At 68.0% G+C, this 22,330-nt stretch carries 24 protein-coding genes; 13 read left to right on the top strand and 11 right to left on the bottom strand.

Annotation, left to right across the window (positions count from 1 at the left end):
* Positions 1 to 54: 54 nt before the first annotated feature.
* Positions 55 to 1,401 (bottom strand): hypothetical protein, encoded by a 1,347-nt coding sequence (locus AB0M22_RS26320; RefSeq protein ID WP_364731901.1) that lies wholly within the window; start codon positions 1,399 to 1,401, stop codon positions 55 to 57.
* 357 nt (positions 1,402 to 1,758) lie between these two features.
* On the opposite strand from AB0M22_RS26320, the gene yajC reads away from it, so the two are divergent.
* From yajC to AB0M22_RS26295, 5 genes are all read left to right on the top strand, one after another.
* Positions 1,759 to 2,154: a preprotein translocase subunit YajC gene (gene yajC / locus AB0M22_RS26315; RefSeq protein ID WP_364731898.1), complete on the top strand. Its 396-nt coding sequence runs from the start codon at positions 1,759 to 1,761 to the stop codon at positions 2,152 to 2,154.
* A 174-nt stretch (positions 2,155 to 2,328) separates the two neighbouring features.
* Positions 2,329 to 4,038 carry a protein translocase subunit SecD gene (secD, locus tag AB0M22_RS26310; protein WP_364731895.1) on the top strand — a complete coding sequence of 570 codons (1,710 nt, stop codon included), beginning with the start codon at positions 2,329 to 2,331 and terminating at the stop codon, positions 4,036 to 4,038.
* A gap of 5 nt (positions 4,039 to 4,043) precedes the next feature.
* Entirely contained in the window at positions 4,044 to 5,264 is a 1,221-nt protein-coding gene (secF, locus tag AB0M22_RS26305) for a protein translocase subunit SecF (protein WP_364731892.1), read from the top strand.
* A gap of 19 nt (positions 5,265 to 5,283) precedes the next feature.
* A complete protein-coding gene (locus tag AB0M22_RS26300) occupies positions 5,284 to 7,005 on the top strand; it encodes an ABC transporter substrate-binding protein (protein WP_364731889.1) in 1,722 nt (573 codons plus the stop codon).
* Between the two features lie 40 nt (positions 7,006 to 7,045).
* Positions 7,046 to 7,618: an adenine phosphoribosyltransferase gene (locus tag AB0M22_RS26295; protein ID WP_364731886.1), complete on the top strand. Its 573-nt coding sequence runs from the start codon at positions 7,046 to 7,048 to the stop codon at positions 7,616 to 7,618.
* Positions 7,619 to 7,772: 154 nt separating this feature from the next.
* Here AB0M22_RS26295 and AB0M22_RS26290 read toward each other — a convergent pair whose 3' ends face one another.
* Positions 7,773 to 8,459: a helix-turn-helix domain-containing protein gene (locus AB0M22_RS26290; protein WP_364731884.1), complete on the bottom strand. Its 687-nt coding sequence runs from the start codon at positions 8,457 to 8,459 to the stop codon at positions 7,773 to 7,775.
* 203 nt (positions 8,460 to 8,662) lie between these two features.
* Between AB0M22_RS26290 and AB0M22_RS26285 the strand changes: the two genes are divergently transcribed.
* A complete protein-coding gene (locus AB0M22_RS26285) occupies positions 8,663 to 9,880 on the top strand; it encodes a cytochrome P450 (RefSeq protein ID WP_364731881.1) in 1,218 nt (405 codons plus the stop codon).
* A 124-nt stretch (positions 9,881 to 10,004) separates the two neighbouring features.
* Here the strand turns inward: AB0M22_RS26285 and AB0M22_RS26280 are convergent, their stop codons facing one another.
* Complete coding sequence (locus tag AB0M22_RS26280; RefSeq protein ID WP_364731879.1) at positions 10,005 to 10,646, bottom strand: putative glycolipid-binding domain-containing protein; 642 nt, start codon at positions 10,644 to 10,646, stop codon at positions 10,005 to 10,007.
* 36 nt (positions 10,647 to 10,682) lie between these two features.
* Positions 10,683 to 10,883, bottom strand: a complete 201-nt coding sequence (locus tag AB0M22_RS26275; RefSeq protein WP_364731877.1) for a hypothetical protein — start codon at positions 10,881 to 10,883, stop codon at positions 10,683 to 10,685.
* Positions 10,884 to 11,054: 171 nt separating this feature from the next.
* On the opposite strand from AB0M22_RS26275, the gene AB0M22_RS26270 reads away from it, so the two are divergent.
* From AB0M22_RS26270 to AB0M22_RS26260, 3 genes are all read left to right on the top strand, one after another.
* Positions 11,055 to 12,041 carry an aldo/keto reductase gene (locus AB0M22_RS26270; RefSeq protein ID WP_364731875.1) on the top strand — a complete coding sequence of 329 codons (987 nt, stop codon included), beginning with the start codon at positions 11,055 to 11,057 and terminating at the stop codon, positions 12,039 to 12,041.
* A gap of 78 nt (positions 12,042 to 12,119) precedes the next feature.
* Positions 12,120 to 12,722: a DUF4291 domain-containing protein gene (locus AB0M22_RS26265; RefSeq protein ID WP_364731873.1), complete on the top strand. Its 603-nt coding sequence runs from the start codon at positions 12,120 to 12,122 to the stop codon at positions 12,720 to 12,722.
* 179 nt (positions 12,723 to 12,901) lie between these two features.
* Positions 12,902 to 14,491, top strand: a complete 1,590-nt coding sequence (locus AB0M22_RS26260; protein WP_364731870.1) for an ATP-binding cassette domain-containing protein — start codon at positions 12,902 to 12,904, stop codon at positions 14,489 to 14,491.
* 3 nt (positions 14,492 to 14,494) lie between these two features.
* On the opposite strand, the gene AB0M22_RS26255 is transcribed toward AB0M22_RS26260, so the two are convergent.
* Both AB0M22_RS26255 and AB0M22_RS26250 read right to left on the bottom strand, forming a co-directional pair.
* Positions 14,495 to 14,848 (bottom strand): MmcQ/YjbR family DNA-binding protein, encoded by a 354-nt coding sequence (locus tag AB0M22_RS26255; protein ID WP_364731867.1) that lies wholly within the window; start codon positions 14,846 to 14,848, stop codon positions 14,495 to 14,497.
* A gap of 9 nt (positions 14,849 to 14,857) precedes the next feature.
* Positions 14,858 to 15,298: a nuclear transport factor 2 family protein gene (locus AB0M22_RS26250; protein WP_364731865.1), complete on the bottom strand. Its 441-nt coding sequence runs from the start codon at positions 15,296 to 15,298 to the stop codon at positions 14,858 to 14,860.
* A 54-nt stretch (positions 15,299 to 15,352) separates the two neighbouring features.
* Between AB0M22_RS26250 and AB0M22_RS26245 the strand changes: the two genes are divergently transcribed.
* Positions 15,353 to 15,868 carry a helix-turn-helix domain-containing protein gene (locus AB0M22_RS26245; protein ID WP_364731863.1) on the top strand — a complete coding sequence of 172 codons (516 nt, stop codon included), beginning with the start codon at positions 15,353 to 15,355 and terminating at the stop codon, positions 15,866 to 15,868.
* On the opposite strand, the gene AB0M22_RS26240 is transcribed toward AB0M22_RS26245, so the two are convergent.
* The 3 genes from AB0M22_RS26240 to AB0M22_RS26230 form a co-directional block, all read right to left on the bottom strand.
* On the bottom strand, positions 15,861 to 16,340 hold the full coding sequence (locus AB0M22_RS26240; protein WP_364731861.1) for a YbaK/EbsC family protein: 480 nt from the start codon (positions 16,338 to 16,340) through the stop codon (positions 15,861 to 15,863). The two genes, AB0M22_RS26245 and AB0M22_RS26240, sit on opposite strands and share 8 nt — an antisense overlap.
* A gap of 50 nt (positions 16,341 to 16,390) precedes the next feature.
* Positions 16,391 to 17,419 carry a saccharopine dehydrogenase NADP-binding domain-containing protein gene (locus tag AB0M22_RS26235; protein ID WP_364731858.1) on the bottom strand — a complete coding sequence of 343 codons (1,029 nt, stop codon included), beginning with the start codon at positions 17,417 to 17,419 and terminating at the stop codon, positions 16,391 to 16,393.
* 68 nt (positions 17,420 to 17,487) lie between these two features.
* A complete protein-coding gene (locus AB0M22_RS26230) occupies positions 17,488 to 17,874 on the bottom strand; it encodes a RidA family protein (protein WP_364731856.1) in 387 nt (128 codons plus the stop codon).
* 103 nt (positions 17,875 to 17,977) lie between these two features.
* On the opposite strand from AB0M22_RS26230, the gene AB0M22_RS26225 reads away from it, so the two are divergent.
* The 3 genes from AB0M22_RS26225 (at position 17,978) to AB0M22_RS26215 (ending at position 20,942) form a co-directional block, all read left to right on the top strand.
* Entirely contained in the window at positions 17,978 to 18,925 is a 948-nt protein-coding gene (locus AB0M22_RS26225; protein ID WP_364731854.1) for a hypothetical protein, read from the top strand.
* A gap of 44 nt (positions 18,926 to 18,969) precedes the next feature.
* Positions 18,970 to 20,223, top strand: coding sequence for an adenylosuccinate synthetase (locus AB0M22_RS26220; RefSeq protein WP_364731852.1), 1,254 nt, complete (start codon positions 18,970 to 18,972; stop codon positions 20,221 to 20,223).
* A 92-nt stretch (positions 20,224 to 20,315) separates the two neighbouring features.
* On the top strand, positions 20,316 to 20,942 hold the full coding sequence (locus AB0M22_RS26215) for an NUDIX hydrolase (protein ID WP_364732008.1): 627 nt from the start codon (positions 20,316 to 20,318) through the stop codon (positions 20,940 to 20,942).
* A 16-nt stretch (positions 20,943 to 20,958) separates the two neighbouring features.
* Here the strand turns inward: AB0M22_RS26215 and AB0M22_RS26210 are convergent, their stop codons facing one another.
* Both AB0M22_RS26210 and AB0M22_RS26205 read right to left on the bottom strand, forming a co-directional pair.
* Complete coding sequence (locus AB0M22_RS26210; protein ID WP_364731850.1) at positions 20,959 to 21,810, bottom strand: isocitrate lyase/phosphoenolpyruvate mutase family protein; 852 nt, start codon at positions 21,808 to 21,810, stop codon at positions 20,959 to 20,961.
* Positions 21,811 to 21,965: 155 nt separating this feature from the next.
* Positions 21,966 to 22,298 carry a YnfA family protein gene (locus AB0M22_RS26205; RefSeq protein WP_364731847.1) on the bottom strand — a complete coding sequence of 111 codons (333 nt, stop codon included), beginning with the start codon at positions 22,296 to 22,298 and terminating at the stop codon, positions 21,966 to 21,968.
* Between the last annotated feature and the right edge of the window lie 32 nt (positions 22,299 to 22,330).

The raw sequence follows: 22,330 nt of genomic DNA, 5'->3' as shown, positions 1-22,330 counted from the left end.
TGCCCCGTTGCGCCAGCCCCGCCGGAACGATGCCGGCGGGGCCCGCGCGCGCCGCTACTTGGCGATCTTGCGCAGCACCCATTCCGCGAGCGTCGGCGTCACCACCGAGTGTTCGGTATTGGTTGCGTTGCAACAGAATTCGGTGAGCGCCGTGTGCTCGGCGGTCACCTTGCGCAGATCCTTGTCCAGCTCGACCTCCCAGGTCATCGGGTCGAAGTCCAGCGCGATCGCGCTGACCGATGGGACGAAGCAACTCCAGCGCTTCGCCTCCTCCATGTCGATCCCGAGCGTGGTCGCCACCTGCCCGAACGAATCCAGCATGCCGCCGGGCGCGCCGTCGAACGGCGCCACCGCGGTGGTCGTCGAGGTGCGCGAGGTCAGCCCGAGATGCATGCCGCCGACCGGCTGCTTGTCCCCGAACGCCGGCTGATACCGCGCGGTGGCGCTGCCGACCAGGCCGCCGAGGAACTTCTTGTCGAACACCACCGCTCCGGCCGGCAGCTCGGGACCCTGCCCGTCGCCGCGCCCGTTCGCCACGCCGAGCCGCACCGGCCGCTGCGGGAATCCACCCAGATCGGTCAGCTCCTGGACGAATTGGGCACGTAGCGGCGACGCGGTCGCGACCGGACCCGAATACCGCGCGTCCTCCACCCACGCCCACAGCAGCTGCTGCGCCGCCGGGCTGCGAATCAGACTGGCCTTGCTCGCTTTACCGGGCGTGAGCGTCTCGAAGAACTCGAAGAAGTACGCCATCTGTTGCAGGATCAGCGGAATCCACGCTCCGTTGTGTGGGGAATCCCAGGACAGATAGGTCCCGGTCCGATGGTCCTCGTCCGCCTGCTCCATCGCGGCGAGCGCGTATCGGGTGATCAGGCCGCCCATGCTCACTCCGCCGGTGATCAGCGGCGTGGTGCCCTGCTGCTCGGCGATCACCTTGCCGATGCAGGCCCGCGCCACCCCCGCGTTGACCTGGATGTAGTCGTGGCGGGCGTCGAAGCCGAGCAGCACGATGTCGATGCCCGCGGCCAGTAGCTGGTCGAACAGGCGCTCACCCGCGTCGGAATAGGGGTGGTTGAACCACTGCCACAGGCCGTCCAGGTCGCTGGCGCCGTAATTGAACCCGTCGGCGAAGATCATCGGATTCACCAAGCGCTCGTGCCCGTTCCCCAGATGCACCGCCGCCGTGCCCTTGCCGTATTTCCCCAGGTAGGAATGCTCGGAAACGAGTGGCCACTCGAACTCCGGGCGCCGCGCGGGCTCACCGTTGCGGGCGGTCGGCGTGCCGAACCACGGTCCCGATTCGGCGCTCCGGGCCAGGTCGTAGAGCTCCGGCGCGGAAAGGTCCCCCGCCGCTTTCTGCATGAGCGTTTTGACGTCGATTCTGGCTTCCTTGACCATCATCGTCCCCTTCGTAAAGGCACAGAAGGTCCCGAGACACGGCTCGAAGAATGCTGAGTTCGTGCGTAGATCAGGCTCCCCGGCCACGCCGTCGGGACGTCCTGCGCTGATGAATTCCCTGCGATTTCTACTGTAAGGCAACGGAATTCGTTACGGACGGGTTTCCCGCCGGAGAATTTCCGGGCAAACCGACCGGGCCTTTCGGACGCCGGTGGCGGCCCACGATTCGCCGTGCGATATGGCTCGCGGGCACATCGGTGCTCCCCAGCAGGTGTGCCGGTGTGGCGACGGAGACATGAACTGGCAGACTGTCTGAGTACATACCCATCCCACCCACAAGACTAGGGACTGACTTCGACGATGGAACTTCTGTTTCCGCTGCTGCTGGTAGCCCTGCTCGTGCCGATGTTCCTCGGCGTCCGCCGCCAGAAGCGGGAAGCCGCCAAGGTCACGGAGATGCAGGACACCCTCAAGGCGGGCGACCAGGTCATCACCACGTCGGGGCTGTACGGCACCGTCGTCGATCTCGACGACACCACGGTTGATCTCGAGATCGCCGAGGACGTCGTGACGACGTGGCTGCGCGCGGCCATCCGCGAGGTGCGCGTCGACACCGAGACGGTGGCCGACGAGGCCGACGCCGATGCCGACACGATCGCCGTCGAGCCGGCCGCCGCCGACGCCAACGGCGCGCACGTGGCCGACGCGGTCGAGGAATCCGCCGCGCAGACCGAGACCCGGCTCACCAAGGACTGATCGTCCCTCGGTGTGCCCGCGCGCCGGATGCCGCCGCGATCACGGCCCTCGGCCGACGCGCGGCGGTGTCCGATCCGCGGGCCCCGTGGCTCGTGCCACTACTGCCCGCACCGGCGTCGCCGGTGTGTGCCTGCCTGTTCCATGTTCGACTTCCCGCCTAGGAGATGACGTACTGTGCCACCTTCCCAGGGATCGGCGCATCCGCTCCGGCTGCTCGGCGTCTACGCCGCGCTGCTGGCCGTGATCTATGCGCTGGTGTTCTTCACCGGTGACAAATCCTCGACCCCACGGCTCGGCATCGACCTTCAGGGTGGTACCCGGGTCACGCTGACCGCCCGAACGCCGGACGGCGGCAAGCCGAACCAGGACAGCCTGAAAAAGGCGCAGGACATCATCGAGAACCGGGTCAACGGTCTCGGTGTGGCCGGGTCCGAGGTCGTCATCGACGGCGACAACCTGGTGATCACGGTGCCCGGCGACGACGGGCAGCAGGCGCGCGCGCTGGCGACCACCGCCAAGCTGTACATCCGTCCGGTGCTCAATGCCGTGCCCGCCGCGCAGCGCGGCCAGCAGCCCGCGCCGGGCGCGACGCCGCCGGGTGCGCCGGGTGAGGTGCCGCCTGCTCCGCCGGGCGCCGCACCGCCGGCCGCGGGCGAGCCTTCGGTCGGTGCGCCTGCCTCCGGTGGGGAGACCGTCGATCCGGTTCCGCAGCAGCGCGTGTTCCCGGCACAGGGACCGACGCAGCCGCCTGCGGATCCGAACCTCACGCCGCAGGAACAGGCGACCAAGGACATCCAGGACGCCAAGACCATCCGGCAGAGCGCGGACCCGACCATCCAGCAGGCCGCGATGGCCACGCTGGACTGCACCAAGCCGGACCCGTTGCAGGGCAACGACGATCCGAACCTGCCGCTGGTCGCCTGCTCGACCGACGGCCAGGAGATCCTGCTGCTCGACAAGAGCCGCATCGACGGCCAGGAGATCAAGTCCGCCAGCTCGGGCATGAACACCCAGCAGGCGCGGCACGAGGTCTACCTCGAGTTCAAGTCCGGCGGTAGCGACGCGTGGGCCCAGCTCACCGGCGAATACGTCTACAAGCGGGTCGCCTTCGTACTCGACACCAAGGTGGTCAGCGCGCCGACCGTGCAGCAGGGCCCGCAGCAGGGTGGCCGCACCCAGATCTCCGGCAACTTCACCGCCGCGTCGGCGAAGGAACTGGCGAACACGCTCAAGTACGGTTCGCTGCCGCTGTCGTTCCAGACCTCCGAGGCCGAGACGGTGTCGGCGACGCTGGGGCTGTCCTCGCTGAAGGCGGGCCTGCTCGCCGGTGCGATCGGCTTGGCCGTGGTCTTGCTCTACTGCCTCGCCTACTACCGGATGCTCGGGTTCGTCACCGGATTCTCTTTGGTGACTTCGGGTCTCGCGGTGTACGGCATCATGGTGCTGCTCGGCAGATGGATCGGGTTCACCCTCGACCTGGCCGGCATCGCCGGTCTGATCATCGGTATCGGTATGACCGCCGACTCGTTCGTGGTGTTCTTCGAACGGATCAAGGACGAGATGCGCGAGGGCCGCAGCTTCCGTTCCGCCGCCCCGCGTGGCTGGCAGCGGGCGCGCCGGACGATTCTGTCCGGCAACGCGGTCAGCTTCATCGCCGCCGCGGTGCTCTACATCCTCGCGGTCGGACAGGTGAAGGGCTTCGCGTTCACCCTCGGCCTCACCACCATCCTCGACGTCGTCGTGGTGTTCCTGGTGACCTCGCCGCTGGTGCTGCTCGCCTCCCGCACGAACTACTGGGCCAAGCCGTCGGTCAACGGGCTCGGTGCGATCCAGCAGGTCGCGCGCGAGCGTAAGGCGGCCGAGGCCGCACTCGGGAAGGCGTGAACGAGATGACGAACCACACGAGCACGTCGCGCACCCCGAACCCGGCCGAGACCACGGACGTGTTCGCCGCGGTGACCGAGCAGCCCAAGCACGGCTTCTTCAACCGCCTCTACACCGGCACCGGCGCCATCGACGTCATCGGCAAGCGGCGGACCTGGTACCTGATCACCGCCGCGATCATCCTGATCTCGTTGGGCAGCATCCTGTTCCGCGGCTTCAACTTCGGCATCGACTTCGAGGGCGGCTCGCGGATCCAGTTCCCGGCTCAGGGCGCGAGCACCAGTCAGGTCGAAGAGGTCTACCGCACTGCGATCGGCTCCGATCCGGTCTCGGTGCAGACCGTCGGCAGCGGTGGCAACGCCACCATCCTGATCCGCTCCGAAGCGCTGAACAAGGATCAGGTGGACACGCTGAACAACGCGTTGTTCAGCAAGTTCCAGCCCAAGGGCAAGGACGGCAACCCGAGTCGCGCCGCGATCAGCGCCTCGGACGTCAGCGAGACTTGGGGTAGCCAGATCACCCGCAAGGCGCTCATCGCGCTGGCGGTGTTCCTGGTCCTGGTCGCGGTCTACATCGCCGTGCGCTTCGAACCGCACATGGCGATCGCCGCGCTGGCCGCCCTGGTCTTCGACGTCACCGTGACGGCGGGCGTGTACTCGCTCGTCGGCTTCGAGGTGAGCCCGGCGACCGTGATCGGCATCCTGACCATCCTCGGCTTCTCGCTCTACGACTCGGTGGTCGTGTTCGACAAGGTCGAGGAAAACACCAGGGGCATCCTGCATGTGAACCGCCGCACCTACGCCGAACAGGCCAACCTCGCGGTGAACCAGACGTTCATGCGCTCGATCAACACCGCCCTCATCGGCATCCTGCCGATCGTCGGCCTGATGGTGATCGCGGTCTGGATGCTCGGCGTCGGCACGCTCAAGGACCTGGCGCTGGTGCAGCTGGTCGGCCTGCTGGTCGGCACCTACTCCTCGATCTTCTTCGCGACGCCGCTGCTGGTGTCGATCAAGGAGCGGTGGGGCCCGGTCGCGCGGCACACCGAGAAGATCAAGGCCCGGCGAGCCGGGGTCGCCAGCGCGCGGGCAGGAGTCGAGGCCGAGCGCCGGGCGACCGCAGCGACCGGCCGCGACTACGACGACGAACCGCGCAGGCGGGAGCCGGGGCAGGCGCCCCGGCCGGGCGCGCGCCCCAGCGGGAAACGGCAGAAGCGGCGGAACTGACACACAGGCAAGGGGTTTCATGCGCAAGCCAGATAGCCGAGCGATACGTCTGATCGGAGTGCTGGCCGCGAGCACCCTGGCCGCCGGGTTGGTGGTCGGGTGCTCGAGCAAGAACCAGGTGCCGTCCATCGGCTACGCCGTCGATGCCACCATCGCCAGCTACAACGGCGGCAGCACGCTCGGCGCGAGCACCGGATCGACCGCGGTGTTCGGCCGGGTGGTCACCGGGTTCTACTACACCGGGCCGGACGGTCAGCAGGTCGCCGACACCGACTTCGGCACCGCCAAAGAGGTGCCCGGTGAGGTGCAGACCATCCAGTACCGGCTCAACCCGGACGGTGTGTACTCCGACGGGGTGCCGACCTCGTGCGACGATCTGGTGCTCGCCTGGGCCGCGCGCAGCGGGCGATTCACCAAACCCGGTGACCGCGGCCAGGTTCCGCTGTTCGACGCCGCGAGCACCGCGGGTTACGCCGACATCGAGCGGGTGGACTGCCAGCCCGGTTCGCGCGACGCCACCGTGGTGTTCCGGCCGGACCGGCACTACTCGGCGTGGCGCAACCTGTTCACCGCCGGCGAGCTGATGCCCGCGCACGTCGTCGCGCGGGTGGCGAACGTGCCGAATGTGGTGTCCGCCTTGCAAACCGGCGACCCGAGCGGGCTCGGCCGGATCTCCGACTTCTGGAACACCGGCTGGAACTTCGCCGGGGGCAACCTCGACCTGACCAAGTTCCCGTCGTCCGGGCCGTACCGGATCGAATCGTTCAGCGACAAGGACGGTTTGGTCCTGGTCGCGAACGAGCGGTGGTGGGGGAACAAGCCCGCGACCGGGCGGATCATGGTGTGGCCCAAGAACATCGACCTGAAGTCCAAGGTCAGGGACAGCGCCGCGGGCGTCGTCGACCTCGGCACCGGATCGGTGAAAGACCTGAACCTGGACGGTTTCCAGGTGCGCAACGTGGCGGGCCGGGGCGTCGAGCAGCTGGTGCTGGCGACCGGGGGAGTGTTCGGCTCGGTGGACATGCGCCGGGCGCTCGCGCTGTGCGTGCCGCGGCAGGCGCTGTTCGACAAGCTCGGCAAGGTGGCCGACGCGCCGAAGACGGGGCTCGGTTCGGGCCCGTTGAACGCGCATATCGTGCAACAGGATTCGCTGTACTACCCGTCGGTGATCGGTGCGGCGGGCAAGTTCAACGGCGGCGATGTCGGCGGCGCGACCCAGGCGGTGGCCGCGGCGCGGGCGAACAATCCGACCGTGCGCATCGGCTATCTGCGCCCTGATGACCGGCGCGCGCAGACCGTGGCGATGATCACGGAAGCCTGTAAGCCGGCGGGCATCAACGTCGTTGACGCCGGAGCCCCCGATTTCACGCCGTCGCAGCTCACCGAGGGCAAAGTCGACGCCATCCTGGGCAGTACCGCGTCCGCGCCGGGTCCGGCCGGATCCATGTCCGGCGTCGCGGCGACCAGTGCGTTGCGCGGTAGTAGCGGGCTCAATTTCGGCCGATTCGGCAACGGCCGCTACGATGCGATCACCGATCAGCTTGCGGCCGACGACAACTCGACCACACAGCTGAATCTGCTCACCGAGGCCGAAAACCTGCTGTGGGCGGAGTTGCCGAGCATCCCCCTGTTCGCCTCGCCGCGCACCATCGCGTTCGGCAACGGTCTGCAGAACGGGATAGCTGCGCCGAACCAGGCGGGGTCAGGGTGGAACATGGACCGCTGGGTGTTGAAGCGGTGACAGGTGCTTGTGGTGGTGTTGTGATGATGGAGAGGTGTCGATGAGTAAGCACGCGGCGATCGAATCCGACGAGCTAGCCGCCGACCGGACCGGCCGGGCGGCCGAAGCGGTCGAGCGTTTGACCCGCTGGCGCGACGACTTCCCCACTCCCGGAGTGCGGTTCGCCGATCTCACGCCCGTGTTCGCCGACGCCGAAGGCTTCCGCACCGTCATCGACTGCCTCGCCTCCTGCGGCCCCGACGCCGACCTCGTCGCCGGCGTCGACGCCCGCGGCTTCCTCATCGGCGCCGCGGTGGCCGCCAGCCTCGGCACCGGCGTCCTCGCGGTCCGCAAGGCAGGCAAGCTGCCCCCGCCCGTCATTACCCGCGAATACCAGCTCGAATACGGCACCGCCGCCCTGGAAATCCCCGCCGACGGCGTCCCCCTGGCGGGCAAACGCATCCTCCTCCTCGACGATGTCCTCGCCACCGGCGGCACCCTGGCCGCCGCAGCCGACCTGTTCACCCAGGCCGGCGCCGAAGTAATCGCCGCCGCGGTAGTCCTCGAATTGACCTTCCTCAACGGCCGCGACCGCCAGGGTCACTACCCGGTGACCTCCATCGTCAAGGTCTGACCTGCGCGTGTCGTCGCGGTCCTGCTGACGACCGGACAGCCGCACACCTTCTGATCTCCCGCACACCGACTTGCCGCACTGACACGCGTGCGTTTGTCAAAAGGTGTGCGGCTGTGGAATAGCGCTGCAACGTATCCGGCTGGGCTGCCAGGTGTCATTGGTCGGGCCAGCGGGCTACGGCCTGGACCATTTGTTTGCCGAGGTAGTCGAGGTAGCTGCCGATTTCGGTGAGGCGGGCGCCGGCGGGGGTGGTTGGGCCGAGGAGTTGGGCGCCGCGGTGGGCGGCCTCGACTTTTGCTTGGGCGGCTTGGGCGAGGTTGAGGGTGGTGCGGTGCCAGGTGTTGTTGTCGATGTAGTAGTGGTCGCGGCGGTGGGTGGTGCGGTTGCGGCGGAGGAGGTCTCGTTTTTCCAGGGCGTTGACGGCGGTGGAGATGGAGGCGGGGCTGACCGCTAGTTGGTGGACGAGTTCGGCGGCGGTGAGGCTGCCGGAGTCGGTGAGGTGCAGGGCGGTCATTACGCGGGCCTGCATTCGGGGCATGCCGTCGTAGACGAGCAGGTCGGTGAAGTGGGTGGCGAAATCGCGGAGGGCCTCGTTGCCGGAGGGGAATTCGCCGGCGGCAGTGGGTGGGGTGGCGGCCTTGCTTCGGCGGGCGCGGGCGGCGGTGGCGCGGTGGGCTCGGTCGGCGCGGTAGCGGCTCGGGCCGCCGTTGCGGGTTACCTCGCGGCTCACGGTGGAGGCGGGGCGGTCGAGTTGGCGGGCGATCTGGGTGTAGCCGAGTCCTTCGGCTAGTGCGGCGGCGATGCATTCTCGCTCGTGCAGGGTGAGTCGGCCTCCTGGCATCGGTGGGCTCCTTCGGTGTGCGTTCAGCGGCAGCTCATTGCATGTGGGGTGTCTGGTGTGTGCGTTCGGCGGCAAGGTCATTGCACGGACAAAATCGAATCTACCTGTGGTAGCAGGGTATTGCTGCACGAGCTCTGTTGAGTGATCACGGAACGCAACTTAGCGTTCGGCTCCTACTGAATTCATGCGTCAGAAGGAATTCCATGACCGAGCCGCAGACCACTGTCTTGTCGTTGCCCGCTACCCGTCCTGTGGGCTGTCCCTTCGATCCACCGCCCGAACTCGCGCGGATTCGCGAGCGAAATCCACTGACCCGCATGGCTTTTCCAGACGGCCATCACGGCTGGCTGGCCAGCGGGCATGCTGTGGTGCGTGCAATCCTGGCCGACCCGCGCTTCAGCGCACGAGCCGAACTCCTGCACTCACCGCTGGTGGATCTCGGTCCGCTCCCGCCGGCCCCGCCCGGTAACTTCCTCAACCTCGACGCACCCGAGCACACGCGCTATCGAAAGCTGTTGGCGGGCAAGTTCACTGTTCGGCGGATGCGGCTGCTCGCCGAGCGGGTAGCGCAGATCAGCACCGAACATCTCGATGCGATCGAACATGCCGGTGGTCCAGTGGATTTGGTGACGTCGTTCGCGTATCCGGTTCCGGCGCTGACGATCTGTGAACTGCTCGGGGTGCCCGAAGTCGATCGGGGCCGATTCCAGCGTCTGGTTGCCGACCTGGTCACCAAGTTCAACGATCCCGCCCTGTCGCCGGACGAGCGTCTCGAACGGGGCCTCATTGCCTTCGAAGCGGCCCAGGAATACCTGCGCGACCTGGTCACCGCCAAGCGCGCCACACCGGCCGACGACCTGCTCAGCGACTTGACCCGCACCGATCTCACGGATCTCGAACTCGCCGGTGTGGGCGTGCTGCTACTGATCGCCGGCTTCGACACCGCCGCGAACATGCTGGCCCTCGGCACCTACGTCCTCCTGTCCCGCCCGGAACAGCTCGCCGCGTTCCGCACCGCCCCCGACCTCGCCGACCGGGCAATCGAAGAGCTGATGCGCTACCTGACCATCGCCCACACCGCGACCCGCTCCGCCCTGACGGACGTCGAACTGGCCGGCCAGGTGATCAAAGCCGGTGAAACAGTGGCCCTTTCGCTCCAAGCCGCCGATCGTGACCCGACCGTATTCGACCGCCCGGACCTCCTCGACCTACAGCGGAATGCGGTGGGACACCTGGGTTTCGGCTATGGCCCACACCAGTGCCTCGGTCAGCAACTGGCCCGGGTCGAAATGCGCACGGCGCTCACCGCTTTGACGACTCGGTTCCCGACCTTGCGCCTCGCGGTACCGGCCGACGAGATCCGCACCCGCGCGAACACCCTCGGCGTCTACGGCGTGCCGCACCTCCCGGTCACCTGGTGACGACCGCTTGGCAACCGTCCTACCTGCGTCGATAGGTAGATCATGGCGAACCGCGCAGTAAATCGAGTAGTCCGCTACGTAAGACCGATCCCGTCCCCGGCGTCTCGAGGTCGAGTAGCGCCGGTCAGGCGTTGGGGCGGGCGGAGCCTGGTCCGCGCTGGCGTTCGCCGTCGGTCACGGTGGTTTTGGGCGGCACCCGGCGGGCCAGGGTCGGGTACACCAAGACCAGGCCGTCCTCGTCGATGTGCAGGTCGCTGGTGAAACTGCCTGAGGCGTAACGGATGTCGGATCCGTCCTCGGCGAGGCTGAGGTGGGTGTAGGTCTGTGTGGACGGGACCACCCGTAAGGTCGGCACCTCGACGAAGGCCATCAGGAACTCGGCGGTCCCCGGATGGCGGTGCAGTCCGGTGCGAATGATGGGCATGGTGTTGGTCAGCGGGGAGCACGCGAGGTCGCAGTCGCGCGCGTCGGCGAGGTCCGGTCGCGGCTCCCCGTCGACCGTCCAGATGCCGTCCGCGCGACGCAGATCCAGCTGACGGTGTTCGGTCGCGGTGACACAGGTGATCTGTAGTCGCTCGGTGACGGCGTCGGCGTCGGTGTCGAGGGTGTAGGTCAGCCAATACGGTTCCGGGAGTTGACCGACGGCCCGGCCCTCACCGTGCAGCCGCAGCCCGTCCAAGTCGATCCAGGTCGACTCGAATCCCGCGGTCTCCTGAACCTGCCAGAGGATCTGCCGTCCGGTCAGCACTTCCGTCTTATCGATCATGCGACAGCATCGTATTGCCCGCGCGCCGATTAGGTGTCACGAGTTTGCCCGCAGCCAGTCCATGGCGTCCGCGCACGCGCGCAAGACCGAGACCGGCCCGTCGTCCGGCCGACTCCACAAGTGCGCCTTGGTAAGTCGTTGCCGCAGCCAGTCGGCATGCGCGGGCGGGACGCCGCGATCCTGTCCGCGTTGGACCAGTAGCACCGGCGCGGCGATCGCGCTCGGTGCGAGACCCACGGACGCGAACCACAGGCGAGCATATGTGGCCAACTTCCAAGCGCCATCCCCACGCACCGATAAGTTCTCCACCTGGGTGCCGCTTATTAGCTGTACGACCATCGCTTGACATGGAGTGCGCTCCAACTCCTAGCGTTGACCGCAGCACGTTCGGATCTCAGGAGGCACAACATGATCAACGTCCCCACTCGGCACCTCGGTGAGCTCGCGGTTTCCGCGCAGGGCCTGGGCTGCATGGGCATGAGTCACGGATACGGGGACGCGGATGACGCGCAGTCGATCGAGACCCTGCGCCACGCCCTCGACCTCGGCGTGAGTTTGCTGGACACCGCCGACTTCTACGGCGCCGGGCACAACGAGGAACTGATCGGCAAGGCCATCGCCGGCCGCCGCGACGAGGTGGTGCTGGCCACGAAGTTCGGCTTCGCCAACAAGCTGGGGGAGCCGACGCACATCCGCGGCGACGCCGCCTACGTGCATCAGGCCTGCGACGCGTCGCTGCGCCGGCTCGGCGTCGACCACATCGACCTCTACTACCAGCACCGCGTCGACCCGCAGGTGCCGATCGAGGAAACCGTCGGCGCGATGGCCGAACTCGTGCAGGCCGGCAAGGTCCGCCACCTCGGACTATCCGAGGCCGGCGCGCAGACCCTCCGCCGCGCGCACGCCGTGCACCCGATCGCCGCGTTGCAGAGCGAGTGGTCGCTGTGGACCCGCGACCTGGAGGCGGAGATCGCCCCGATCTGCCGCGAACTCGGCATCGGTCTCGTCCCGTTCTCCCCGCTCGGCCGCGGTTTCCTGACCGGCAAGTACAGCTCCGTCGAGGGCTTGGCGGACAACGATGTGCGCCGCACCCAGCCGCGTTTCGCCGACGGCAACCTCGAACGCAACCTGGCGATCGTCGCGAAGCTGAACGAACTGGCCGAGGCCGAGGGCGTCACCGCGGGCCAGCTCGCGCTCGCCTGGGTCCAGCACCGCGGCGAGGATGTCGTGCCGATCCCCGGCACCCGCCGCAGGCCGTACCTGGAGGAAAACCTCGCGGCCCTGACCATCGACCTGTCCGCCGCCGACCTCGCCGCCATCGAGGCCGCCGCGCCGCGCGAGCAGATCGCGGGCACCCGCTACGACGCCACCAGCCTCACCTTCACCAACGGCTGAACCGGAGGATTTCCGGAGCGTCGTCCCGATAGCGCGAATCCCGTTGGCAGCCGGCGATGGGACTGCAAGGATCTGCGCGTGAGTGTTGCGCCGCCGATGCGGCAGGTCAGAGCTGACTACGACACGGCGACCGTGGTTGTCTATCAGGCATATCCGGTAGAGATCGCCGAAGCTGCCGTTGCCGCAGGAACTTTCGTCGACCCGTTCAAACGGGACCGGATGACGTGGATCAAGCCTTCGTTTCTCTGGATGATGTATCGCTGCGGGTGGGCGACCAAGCCGGGGCAGGAGCGGGTGCTCGCGGTATCGATCACGCGCAGCGGTTTCGAGTGGGCGCTGTGGCAGTCCTGCCTGAGTCACTATGTGCCGGAGATGTATTCGGATCGGCAGGCGTGGATGGACCGGTTGCGGGTGAGTCCGGTTCGGATTCAATGGGATCCAGAGCGCGACCTGCACCACCGGCCGTTGGCGCATCGGTCGCTCCAGGTGGGGCTCGGCGGTCCGGCGGTGGGGTTGTACGTCGATCGTTGGGTCACCGGCATCCGCGATGTCACCGCCGAGGCCCAGCGGATCGGGCGGCTGGTGGCCGACGGGAAACTCGACGCCGCCGCCCGCGCGCTGCCGGTCGAGCGGCCCTATCCGCTGACCGCGGAGGTCGCCGGCGTGATCGGGGCAGGATAGCCGGAAAGCGGTTGTGAGCTGGTGTGATCCAAATATCACTGGCAACTTCGGCGCGGGTGTGGTTAATCTAGACGGGTCTTGTTCCCGTTGATCGGAGCCCTAACGTTGATTTCATGAGGTAGCCACTCGGGCGGTCCGCTGTCGCGCACCGCGTTTTCTGAGCGACCTCTGGAGTCATCATGGCAAATCTTTCATTTTCCGATCTCACCTTCGCCTGGCCGGACGGCACACCTGTGTTCGACGGGCTCAACGGCGTCCTCGGCCCCGGGCATGTCGGCCTGGTCGGCAGCAACGGTGCGGGCAAAACCACCCTGTTGCGGCTGATCGCCGGCCAGCTCGTTCCCGCCCTCGGTTCGATCACGGTCACCGGCCATCTCGGCTACCTGCGCCAAGACCTCGGTCTGGCCGCGGGCCAGCGGGTCGATGCCGTGCTCGGCATCGCCGAGGTCCGGAAAGCCTTGCACCGCATCGAATCCGGCGGCGCCGACGAGTCCGATTTCGAGCTCGTCGGTCACCGCTGGGATGTCGAGGAACGGGCCATCGCCCTGCTCGGCCGGCTCGGCCTGCACTATGTCGCCGACTCCGCCGAACAGCTGGATCGCCGACTGGAGACCCTCTCCGGCGGCGAGACCACGCTGCTCGGACTGGTCGCCGAACTGCTGGCCGAACCGGACATCCTGCTGCTGGACGAACCGACGAACAACCTGGATCAGCTTGCCCGCGAACGGCTTTACGAGGTGGTCGCGCAATTCTCCGGCACCGTGCTCACGGTCAGCCACGACCGTGAGCTGCTGGAGCGGATGGGCGCCATCGCGGAGCTGCGCCAGGGTGAACTGCGCATGTTCGGCGGCAATTTCAGCGAGTACGAGCGGATCATCGAGGCCGAGCAGTCAGCGGCCAAGGCGGCGATCCGCGACGCGCGCAGCGATGTGCGCAAGCAGGCGCGCGAACTCGTCGAGACGCGGATCAAGCTGGACCGCAGGCAGCGCTACGGGCAGAAGATGTGGGACACCAAGCGGGAACCGAAAATCATTATGGCCGAACGCAAACGTCAAGCCCAGGTGGCCGCGGGCAAGTTGCGCAACAACCACATCGGCAAGTTGGAGACGGCGAAGGACCAACTCCAGCAGGCCCAGGAACTGTTGCGTGACGATCGGGAGATCCGCGTCGATCTACCCGACACCCGGCTCTACCCCGGACAGGACGTCATCGACCTGGACGAGGTCGAGTTGGCCTGCGGGCCGACGGTGTCGCTGCGGATCAGCGGACCGGAGCGGATCGCCCTGACCGGACGCAACGGCATCGGTAAAACGACGCTGCTGCAACGGATCTCGGCGGCCGGCCCGAAGGTGCCGTGGCGGATGCTGCCGCAACGCCTCGACATCTTCGACGAGCAGCGGTCGGTGTTCGAGAATGTGGCGTCCACGGCGCCGCACGCGTCGGTGGAACAGATCCGAACGCAGTTGGCCCGCTTCCTGTTTCGGGGCGGCGACGCCGACGTGGCGGTCGCGGCGCTGTCCGGTGGCGAACGACTGCGGGCGGCATTGGCAATGCTGCTCTTGGCCGACCCGGCGCCGAGGTTGTTGCTGCTCGACGAGCCGACCAACAACCTCGACCTGCCGAGTCTCGAGCACCTCACGCAGGCGCTGGTCAGTTTCGAGGGGGCGTTGGTCGTGGTGAGCCACGATCCGCGCTTCCTCGACGACATCGGGCTGACCCGGCGGGTCGAGCTGACCGCCGACGGGCTGACCGAGACGTTGACCGGGTAGTGACTAATCGAGTTCGGCGACAAGCTTTTTCGGCGCGACCCTACGGTAGGCGTCGTGAATGATCTCGGCGAACTCGGTCCAGTCCGGATCGGCGTCCAAGCGGACGCCGATCCACCCGCTGTGGCCGACGTAGGGCGGGACGAAGAATCGCTCCGGTTCGGCGTCGACCAGCTCGGCCTGCACGCCCTCGGGTGCGGGGCACCAGATGGTCGGGCCCGGTTCGTTGTATCCGCCGGGGATGTATTTGACGAACGAGGTCTTTTCCCGCACGAAGAAGGTCGGGCAGCCGTGGCTGAGCCGTTCGCTGCACTCCGGTAGATCCAGGCAGATCGCGCGGATCCGCGTCAACGGGTCCATGGCCGCAGTTTACGGCGTGACGGCCCCGCGCATCGCCCTTCGGAGCACGCCGGGGTGCCTGAACAGGCGGGGAGCGAGCCAGACCGCGAGGGCGGTGAGGGTGAGCCACGGCCGCAGGTGCGGGTTCAGCGTGCGGATGCGGCCGTCATCGGCGAGTTCCAGGACGAGGGCCTCGGTCAGGCGGAACGGGCCGACGGCGGCCTCGGCGAGCAGTACCCGTCGCGTGCCGTCGCCGATCTGCTCGGTCCAGCGCAGCTCGGACAGTCCACCGTAGGCGGCGGTGAGCAGGATGCGCAGATCGTCCTTGCCGCGGAAGACCATTCGGCCGGACAGCGGGGAGACCAGGGTGGCGTCGGGGGTGAGGGTGTCCATCAGTGCGTCGAAATCGGCGGCTCTGGTCGCCGCGCAGAACCTGGCCACTGAGTCGGTGGCCGTTTCTTCCGGGTGCATGGCACCGAATCTAGCCGTAGTCCGTTGCAAAAAGCAATGGACTACGATGGGCGGGTGCCCAAAGCTGCTTTGTCCGACATCGTCTGCTCGATCGCGCGCACCCTCGACGCGGTCGGTGAGCGGTGGACGCCGCTCATCCTGCGCGATCTGTTCGTCGGGGTGACCCGATTCGAGGACCTCCGGCGTGATCTCGGTATCGCCTCGAATGTGCTCACCGCCCGGTTGGCGGCATTGCAGGCGCACGGCATCGTGGAAACTCGTGTGTACCAGTCGAATCCGGTGCGGCACGAGTATCTGCTGACGGCCAAGGGACGTGACCTGTATCCGGTGCTGACCATGATCGTCGCCTGGGGCGACAACTGGCTCGCGGGCTCCGAGGGGCCGCCTGCATTGGTCGTGCACGAGGACTGCGGGAAGGTCACCGCGGGTGTGGTGGTGTGCCGGGAGTGCGGGTCCGCGCTGACCGCGGACAACGTGCGGTTCCATCAGGGGCCGGGCGGTCGGCGCGGACCGGGGACGATGCTCGTCGGCGATCACATGGTGGCGCCGAGCGAAGGCTCGGTCAGTTGACCGCTACGGGCTCGGCGCCGGTTGCCTCGACCAACTCCTGGAAGGTGGTCGGGAAAACCGTGTGCGGATGTCCGGCCGCAGCCCAGATCTCCGTCTGATCGGCCAGCGTTTCGTCGATCATCGTGCGGATCGGCGCCGGATGTCCGAGCGGGGCGACACCGCCGATGGCCTGGCCGGTGTGCGCGCGGACGAACTCGGCGCTCGCGCGCGACAGCTTGGTGAGGCCGAGGTGCGCGGCGACCTTGCCGGTGTCCACCCGGTGCGCGCCGCTGGTCAGGACCAGCAGCGGCGCGCCCTCGGCGTCGAAGACGAGACTGTTGGCGATCGCGGCGACCGGGCAGCCGAGCTGTTCGGCCGCGGCGGCCGCGGTCGGGGCGGTCTCCGGGAGGACCCGGACCCGCGGGGCGACTCCGGCGGCGCGCAGGGCGGCCTCGACGGCGAGCACCGTCGGCCGCTGGGAGATTTCGTCCATGGCCGCGATCCTAAACCGCGGTTACCGGTGCGGGCCCGCCATTTTCCGGCCTAGCTTTCGTCGATCTCCAGCCGATCGAGGTGTACGGGGACCAGCGCACGCAGCAACTCGCCGGGCGCCCCGATCTGGCCGGCGGTGAGCAGTCCCGAGTAAGTCCCGGAAGTGATGTGCGCCAAAGCTTCTACCACGATCGGTGCGGTGACCGCGTAGATGTCGCGGCCGGCCAGGACTGCGCGGTGCTCGGTGGCCCCGGATCGGACCACCACCTCGATCAGGAATTGCTGGGCCGAGCGGCCGAGTTCGTCGGCGGGTTGCGCGGCGAGGTCGTCGGTGGAGGCGAGGTCCGCCAGCGGGGCCGTGGTCATATAGGTGTGCAGGGCAGCGGTTTTCACATGGCGGGGGAGGGTGACGCTGTCCGCGGTGATGAAATCGCCTACGACAGTTTGCTTTCCGAACGGAGCCGGGAAGGTCCAGTCGGTGATCGGAGCTTCGTCGTCGCGCAGGGTCAGTTCGCCGTCGGTGTAGACGAGACGCTTGCCGTTGCGGCGGCCGCGAGAGGCGCGCCCCGCCGCGCGGGTGCCCTCGGTGGGGATCCAGCTGTCCAGGGCGAAGGCGAGATGGATTTCGTCGGCCACCGGGAGGTCGGCCAGTGCGGCGGTAGCGAGGAGATCGCCGAGGCCGCCGTAGAAGGCGACGGCGGGCGCGATGACAATGCCCGCGTCGGCCGCTTGATCGTGGTACGTGGCAACGGTTTTCGCGACGACCTCGACCTCGGCGGCGACATCGAGGTAGTGGATGCGCGCGCGGAGTGCCGCCTCGACGAGCGGAGAAACGGTCTCGCCGAACGGTCCGGCCGCGTTGATCACCGCAACGCTGCCCGCGATGGCGCGATCCAGGGCGTCGGGATCATCGACGGCCGCCGGGCGGACCGTTGCGCCCGGGTAGTCGGCGGCGACGTCGTGTAGCCGAGATTCGTTGCGGCCGGACAGAATCGGCGTCCAGCCGCGACGGACCAGCTCGGCCACGATGAAGCGGCCGGTGTGGCCGTAGGCGCCGTAAACGGTCACGGTCGGCGGCATGGGATTCTCCTCGACGTTCGATGCTGTCGAGTCGAACCAACACCCGTGGTCCGCGCGGCATTCCCAGGTCAGCCCGCGGCGACGACCTCGATCTCGACCAGCCAGTCGTTGTCCAGGGTCTGCACCACGATCGCCGTGGTCGGCACGGCCCGCCCGCCCAGGGCCGCCACCCGGGCCGCGGCGTTCGCCTCGGCGTCGGAGGCGTCGCGCAGGTAGCTGGTGAGCCGGACGATGTTGTCGACGGTCATATTCGCCGACGCGAGGATGGCCCGCAGGTTCGACCAGATCAGTTCGAGTTGTTCGGTCAGGGTCGCGGCCGGCTTGCCGTCCGGGTCGAGACCCATTGTGCCCGAGACGAATAGCAGCCGTTCGGCGCCTCGGACCTCCATCGCGTGCACATAGTCGTCGGTGGCGGCGTAGACGCCTTCGGTCGGATTGCGCTGTAGGAGCTCCACCGCTCCGATCTTGCCAGGGAAGCGGGTTCACCGAGGGAGTTCCTTGACGGTCGGAGTTTTAGTCGCATACACTAAAACTAGATTCACGAGAGGAAGTGATCACATGGGATACGGAAATTGGGACGACACGGCCTACCGGGCGGCGAAGACCTTCCGGGCCAGCCGTGGCCTCGACGACTTCGGCTATACCGCCGAGCTGCGGGCCGTGCCGTATGCGGACTGGCAGGCGCACCCGACCCTCGACCCATTGGGCGTCGACGTGCGGGAATGCCGGGATTCGGCCGACCACGGCAACTCGCTGCCCATCGCGGTGTTGTTCGACGTTACCGGCTCGATGGGCCGGGTACCGCGGATCATGCAGCAGAAGCTGGGCAAGCTGCACGGACTGTTGCAGCGCAAGGGCTACGCGGACGATCCGCAGATCCTGTTCGGCGCCGTCGGCGATGCCGATACCGACCGAGTTCCGTTGCAGGTCGGGCAGTTCGAGTCGGACAACCGGATGGACGAGCAGCTGCGCGCCATCCTGCTGGAGGGCGGCGGGGGCGGGCAGAAGTCCGAAAGTTATGAACTGGCCGCCTATTTCATGGCCACCCACATCGTCACCGACGCGTGGGAGAAGCGGAACAAGAAGGGCTATCTGTTCCTGATCGGCGACGAGCTGAACAAGCCGAAGCTGGCGTCGCGGCACATCCGCAGCGTCATCGGTGACCCGGTGCGCCGCGATGTCTCGGTCGAATCCATCTACCGCGAACTCGCCGAACGCTGGCACATCTACTACATCCTGCCGAACCAGTCGAGCTACTACGACGATCCGGAGATCGCCGATCACTGGCGCGAGCTGCTGGGGCAGAGCTTCCTGAAGCTCGACGATCCCGCGGCTGTCTGCGAACTCATCGCGCTGACAATCGGTTTGGAGGAGGGGCGGGTGGACGTGGACGCCGGGCTCGCGGATCTGCGCGATGTGGGGTCGGCGGCCGAGGCGAAGTCCGTCGGCAAGGCGCTGGGGGTCAAGAGCCCGCGGATGCGCGCGCTGCCCAGCGGTCGCAGCTGACGTACTGCACCGGGCCGTTTGCCTGGATGAGAAAGGAGCGCACCGTGTTTCGGTCGCACATTGTGGTAGTCGACCTCGGCTTCGGGGATGCCGGGAAGGGCGCGACGGTCGATTGGCTGTGCTCCGCGGAAGCAGGGCTGGACGTTTCGGCCGTGGTGCGGTTCAACGGGGGTGCGCAGGCGGCGCACAACGTGGTCGCCGACGGCCGGCATCACACGTTCGCGCAGTTCGGGTCGGGGACCTTTTCCGGTGTGCCGACGCTGCATTCGCGACACGTGCTGGTCGAGCCGATCGCACTGGCGGGGGAGGCGCGGCAATTGGCCGTGCTCGGGGTGCCGGATCCGTTGGCGCTGTTGCACATCGACGGCCGGGCGCTGCTCACCACGCCGATCCATATCGCCGCCAACCGTGCCCGCGAGGACGCGAGGGGTTCCTCGCGGCACGGTTCCTGCGGACGGGGGATCGGCGAGACGGCGTGGTACGCGCTGGAGCACGACGCGCCGACCGTGGCGGATTGCTTGCGCCCCAAGGTGCTTCGGGACAAGCTCCTGGCGCTCGCCGCCCACTACGGTGCGCTGATCGCCCCGAGCGAGCATCGGTACGAGCCGATCGAGATCTTGGTCGACATGTATAGGGAGTTCGCCGCCGCCGTTCGCATCGTCGGCGGCGAACAGCTCGCCCGGTTCGCCCGGCGCGGTCGTCTGGTCTTCGAAGGAGCCCAGGGCGTCCTGCTCGACGAATGGCGCGGCTTTCATCCGCACACCACCTGGTCCACCGTGGAACCGCGCAACGCCCGCGCCATGCTCGCCGAAATCGGCTCGGCTGGTTACGTTCTCGGCGTCACCCGGACCTACATGACCCGGCACGGCGCCGGCCCGCTGCCCACCGAGGATCTCGGCCTCGCCTACCCGGAGCCGCACAACACCACCGGCCGCTACCAAGGCGAGTTCCGGCTCGGCCATCTGGACCCGATTCTCCTGAATTACGCCATCGCGGCATCCGGCGGCATCGACGGTCTCGCCCTGACCCACCTGGACACCCCCGGAACTCGGTACGCGGCAACGGGATACACCACCGATGACGGCGTGATCGACCGTCTGGCGCCGGGTGCCTGGCAGGACCTCGACCACCAGCAACGCCTCACCGACCTGCTGACCACGGCCCGCCCGATCCTCGCCGAAATACCGGACGACGTGGCCCCTTGGCTGGCCGAGACACTCGACGTGCCGGTGGTCCTGACCTCGAACGGCCCCACCCGAACCCACCGCACGCCGACCAGCACCGCCGTCGCCGCGTGACGCGTCTGCTGCGGCTACCTCTCTCCGACCGGCACCTCGTCGAGGGCACCGGTGCGCGACCGGACCGGCCGGGTGCGGCAGGATTGGTTCGCGTGGAGCAATCCGTTGTCTCGGTGGATGTGGTGGCGTTGCGGTTCTGGGGCGAGGACGCCGGAGTGAGTGTGGGGATCGCGCCGCGCGCGCTGGCGCCGTTCACCGGGCAGTTGGCGCTGCCGGGTGTGCTGCTCGGGCGCGGGGAGCGGCTGATCGGGGCGGCGCGGCGGGCGGTGCATACGAAACTCGGGGTGCCGGAGGCGGCGATCGGCGCGGTGGGGCAGCTGGTGACGTTCGACGAACCCAATCGCGATCCGCGCGGCCCGACGCTGTCGATCGCGATGTGGGCGGTGGTCGGGCCGCACGCGGGACCCGCGCACTGGGTCGGCTTCGACGAGGTCCCCGAGCTGGCGTTCGATCACAACCGCATCCTCGACGCGTCCCGCGGCCTGCTCGCCGGACTGCTCTGGAAGGACCTCGACTTCACCCAGGCCCTACTCGGCGACGAATTCCCCGCCACCAGAGCGGTCGCCGCCACGACGACTCTCGCAGGCACCCGCCCCGACCCCGCCAACCTCAACCGCACCCTGGCCGCCTTCCCCGGCCTGACCCGCACCACCGAACGCCGCCGCGTCAAAGCCACCGGCCGCCCCGCCGCGGTATGGTCCTTCGCCGCGGGCGACTAACCGAAAAGCGTTGGCGTCAGCGGGTGAGCAGGGATTGGACGGTGCCGAAGTCGAGGGCGTTCTCCAGCGACGTGTAGGTGCCGTGTTCGAGGAGCTCGGCGGTGGCGGTCTCGGCGAGTTTGTAGGCCGCTTGGGCTACCGCGGAGCCGACGCTGACCCGGCGGACGCCGGTCGTCGCGAGTTCGGCGACGGAAGGCGCTCCGGCCCCGGCCATGACGTTGATCGGCAGCGCGGATTTGCCGACAAGGTCGGTCAGGGTGGGGAGGTCGAGCAGGCCGGGGACGAAGAGGCTGTCGGCGCCGCTCTCGGCGTAGGCGGCGGCTCGGGTGAGGACGTCGTCGAAACGATCTTCCGGTGCGCCGATACCGAACAGATAGACGTCGGTTCGGGCGTTGATGACCAGTTCCGGCAGACCGGCCTGCTGTGCGGCGGCACGCGCCGCGCGCAGCCGATCGGCCTGGGCGGTGACGTCGAACAGCGGACCACCCGGGGCGGTCGAGTCCTCGAGGTTCACGCCGACGGCGCCGGCGGCGATCGCGGCGATGACGGTGGTGGCGACATCGTCCGGCGTGGCCCCGTAGCCGCCTTCGATGTCCGCCGTCACCGGCACGTCGACGGAGGCGGCGACGCGGCGGATGACGCCGATCGCGTCCTCCCTGGTGAGCTGCTCGCCATCCCCGGTACCGAGCGACCAGGCCACGGCCGCGCTGGTCGTCGCGATCGCCGGTGCGCCCGCCGCCGCGATCACCGCCGCACTGACCGCGTCCCACGCGTTCGGCAACACGAAGATGCCTTGTTCGTGCAGCGCCCGGAAGGCGGCTGCCGCGGCGCGCTGGGTGTCGGTGATGGGCTGGCTGTCCTGTGCCACGGTGGCTCCTCGCGAGATTGTTTCGATGACCGGTCGCGATGAAGGTAACGCCGGAGACCGGCTGGGGCATCCCGATTTCCGGCCCGAATCTCGATGCGGGAGAACGCTATCGCTCAGGTTGTGCGGCCGGCCGTGCCGCGAGCGACACCGTCGAGTCAGTGGCGCGGCGCGTACATGATGATGGCGACCCCGACGAGACAGATGCCCGCGCCGAGGTAATCCCAGCGGTCGGGATGGAACTTGTCGACGAGCATCCCCCAGGCCAGCGAACCCGCGACGAATACACCACCGTAGGCCGCGAGGATGCGCCCGAAGTTCGGGTCCGGCTGGAACGTCGCGACGAATCCATATGCCCCGAGCGCGACGATGCCCGCCGCGATCCACAGGATGCCGCGATGCTCCCGCCAGCCTTGCCACATCAGCCACGCCCCGCCGATCTCGGCAAGGGCGGCCAGGGCGAACAGCAGCAGGGAGCGGGCGACGGTCATGGAGTGAAGATACCGACCGGTTCCGGCCCTAC

Origin of the sequence: Nocardia sp. NPDC051756, from assembly GCF_040681495.1 — a bacterium.
Lineage (GTDB): Bacteria > Actinomycetota > Actinomycetes > Mycobacteriales > Mycobacteriaceae > Nocardia.
The sequence above is the reverse complement of the archived record's forward strand: the minus strand, read 5'-3'. Positions and strand labels throughout refer to the sequence as shown.

Coding starts and splice junctions, on each gene's coding strand:
- AB0M22_RS26300 (WP_364731889.1), top strand. CDS start 5,284: ATGCGCAAGCCAGATAGCCGAGCGATACGTCTGATCGGAGTGCTGGCC.
- AB0M22_RS26250 (WP_364731865.1), bottom strand. CDS start 15,298: ATGCACCCGGAAGAAACGGCCACCGACTCAGTGGCCAGGTTCTGCGCG.
- AB0M22_RS26255 (WP_364731867.1), bottom strand. CDS start 14,848: ATGGACCCGTTGACGCGGATCCGCGCGATCTGCCTGGATCTACCGGAG.
- AB0M22_RS26225 (WP_364731854.1), top strand. CDS start 17,978: ATGGGATACGGAAATTGGGACGACACGGCCTACCGGGCGGCGAAGACC.
- yajC (WP_364731898.1), top strand. CDS start 1,759: ATGGAACTTCTGTTTCCGCTGCTGCTGGTAGCCCTGCTCGTGCCGATG.
- AB0M22_RS26240 (WP_364731861.1), bottom strand. CDS start 16,340: ATGGACGAAATCTCCCAGCGGCCGACGGTGCTCGCCGTCGAGGCCGCC.
- AB0M22_RS26295 (WP_364731886.1), top strand. CDS start 7,046: ATGAGTAAGCACGCGGCGATCGAATCCGACGAGCTAGCCGCCGACCGG.
- AB0M22_RS26280 (WP_364731879.1), bottom strand. CDS start 10,646: ATGATCGATAAGACGGAAGTGCTGACCGGACGGCAGATCCTCTGGCAG.
- AB0M22_RS26270 (WP_364731875.1), top strand. CDS start 11,055: ATGATCAACGTCCCCACTCGGCACCTCGGTGAGCTCGCGGTTTCCGCG.
- AB0M22_RS26205 (WP_364731847.1), bottom strand. CDS start 22,298: ATGACCGTCGCCCGCTCCCTGCTGCTGTTCGCCCTGGCCGCCCTTGCC.
- AB0M22_RS26290 (WP_364731884.1), bottom strand. CDS start 8,459: ATGCCAGGAGGCCGACTCACCCTGCACGAGCGAGAATGCATCGCCGCC.
- secF (WP_364731892.1), top strand. CDS start 4,044: ATGACGAACCACACGAGCACGTCGCGCACCCCGAACCCGGCCGAGACC.
- AB0M22_RS26285 (WP_364731881.1), top strand. CDS start 8,663: ATGACCGAGCCGCAGACCACTGTCTTGTCGTTGCCCGCTACCCGTCCT.
- AB0M22_RS26320 (WP_364731901.1), bottom strand. CDS start 1,401: ATGATGGTCAAGGAAGCCAGAATCGACGTCAAAACGCTCATGCAGAAA.
- AB0M22_RS26235 (WP_364731858.1), bottom strand. CDS start 17,419: ATGCCGCCGACCGTGACCGTTTACGGCGCCTACGGCCACACCGGCCGC.
- AB0M22_RS26260 (WP_364731870.1), top strand. CDS start 12,902: ATGGCAAATCTTTCATTTTCCGATCTCACCTTCGCCTGGCCGGACGGC.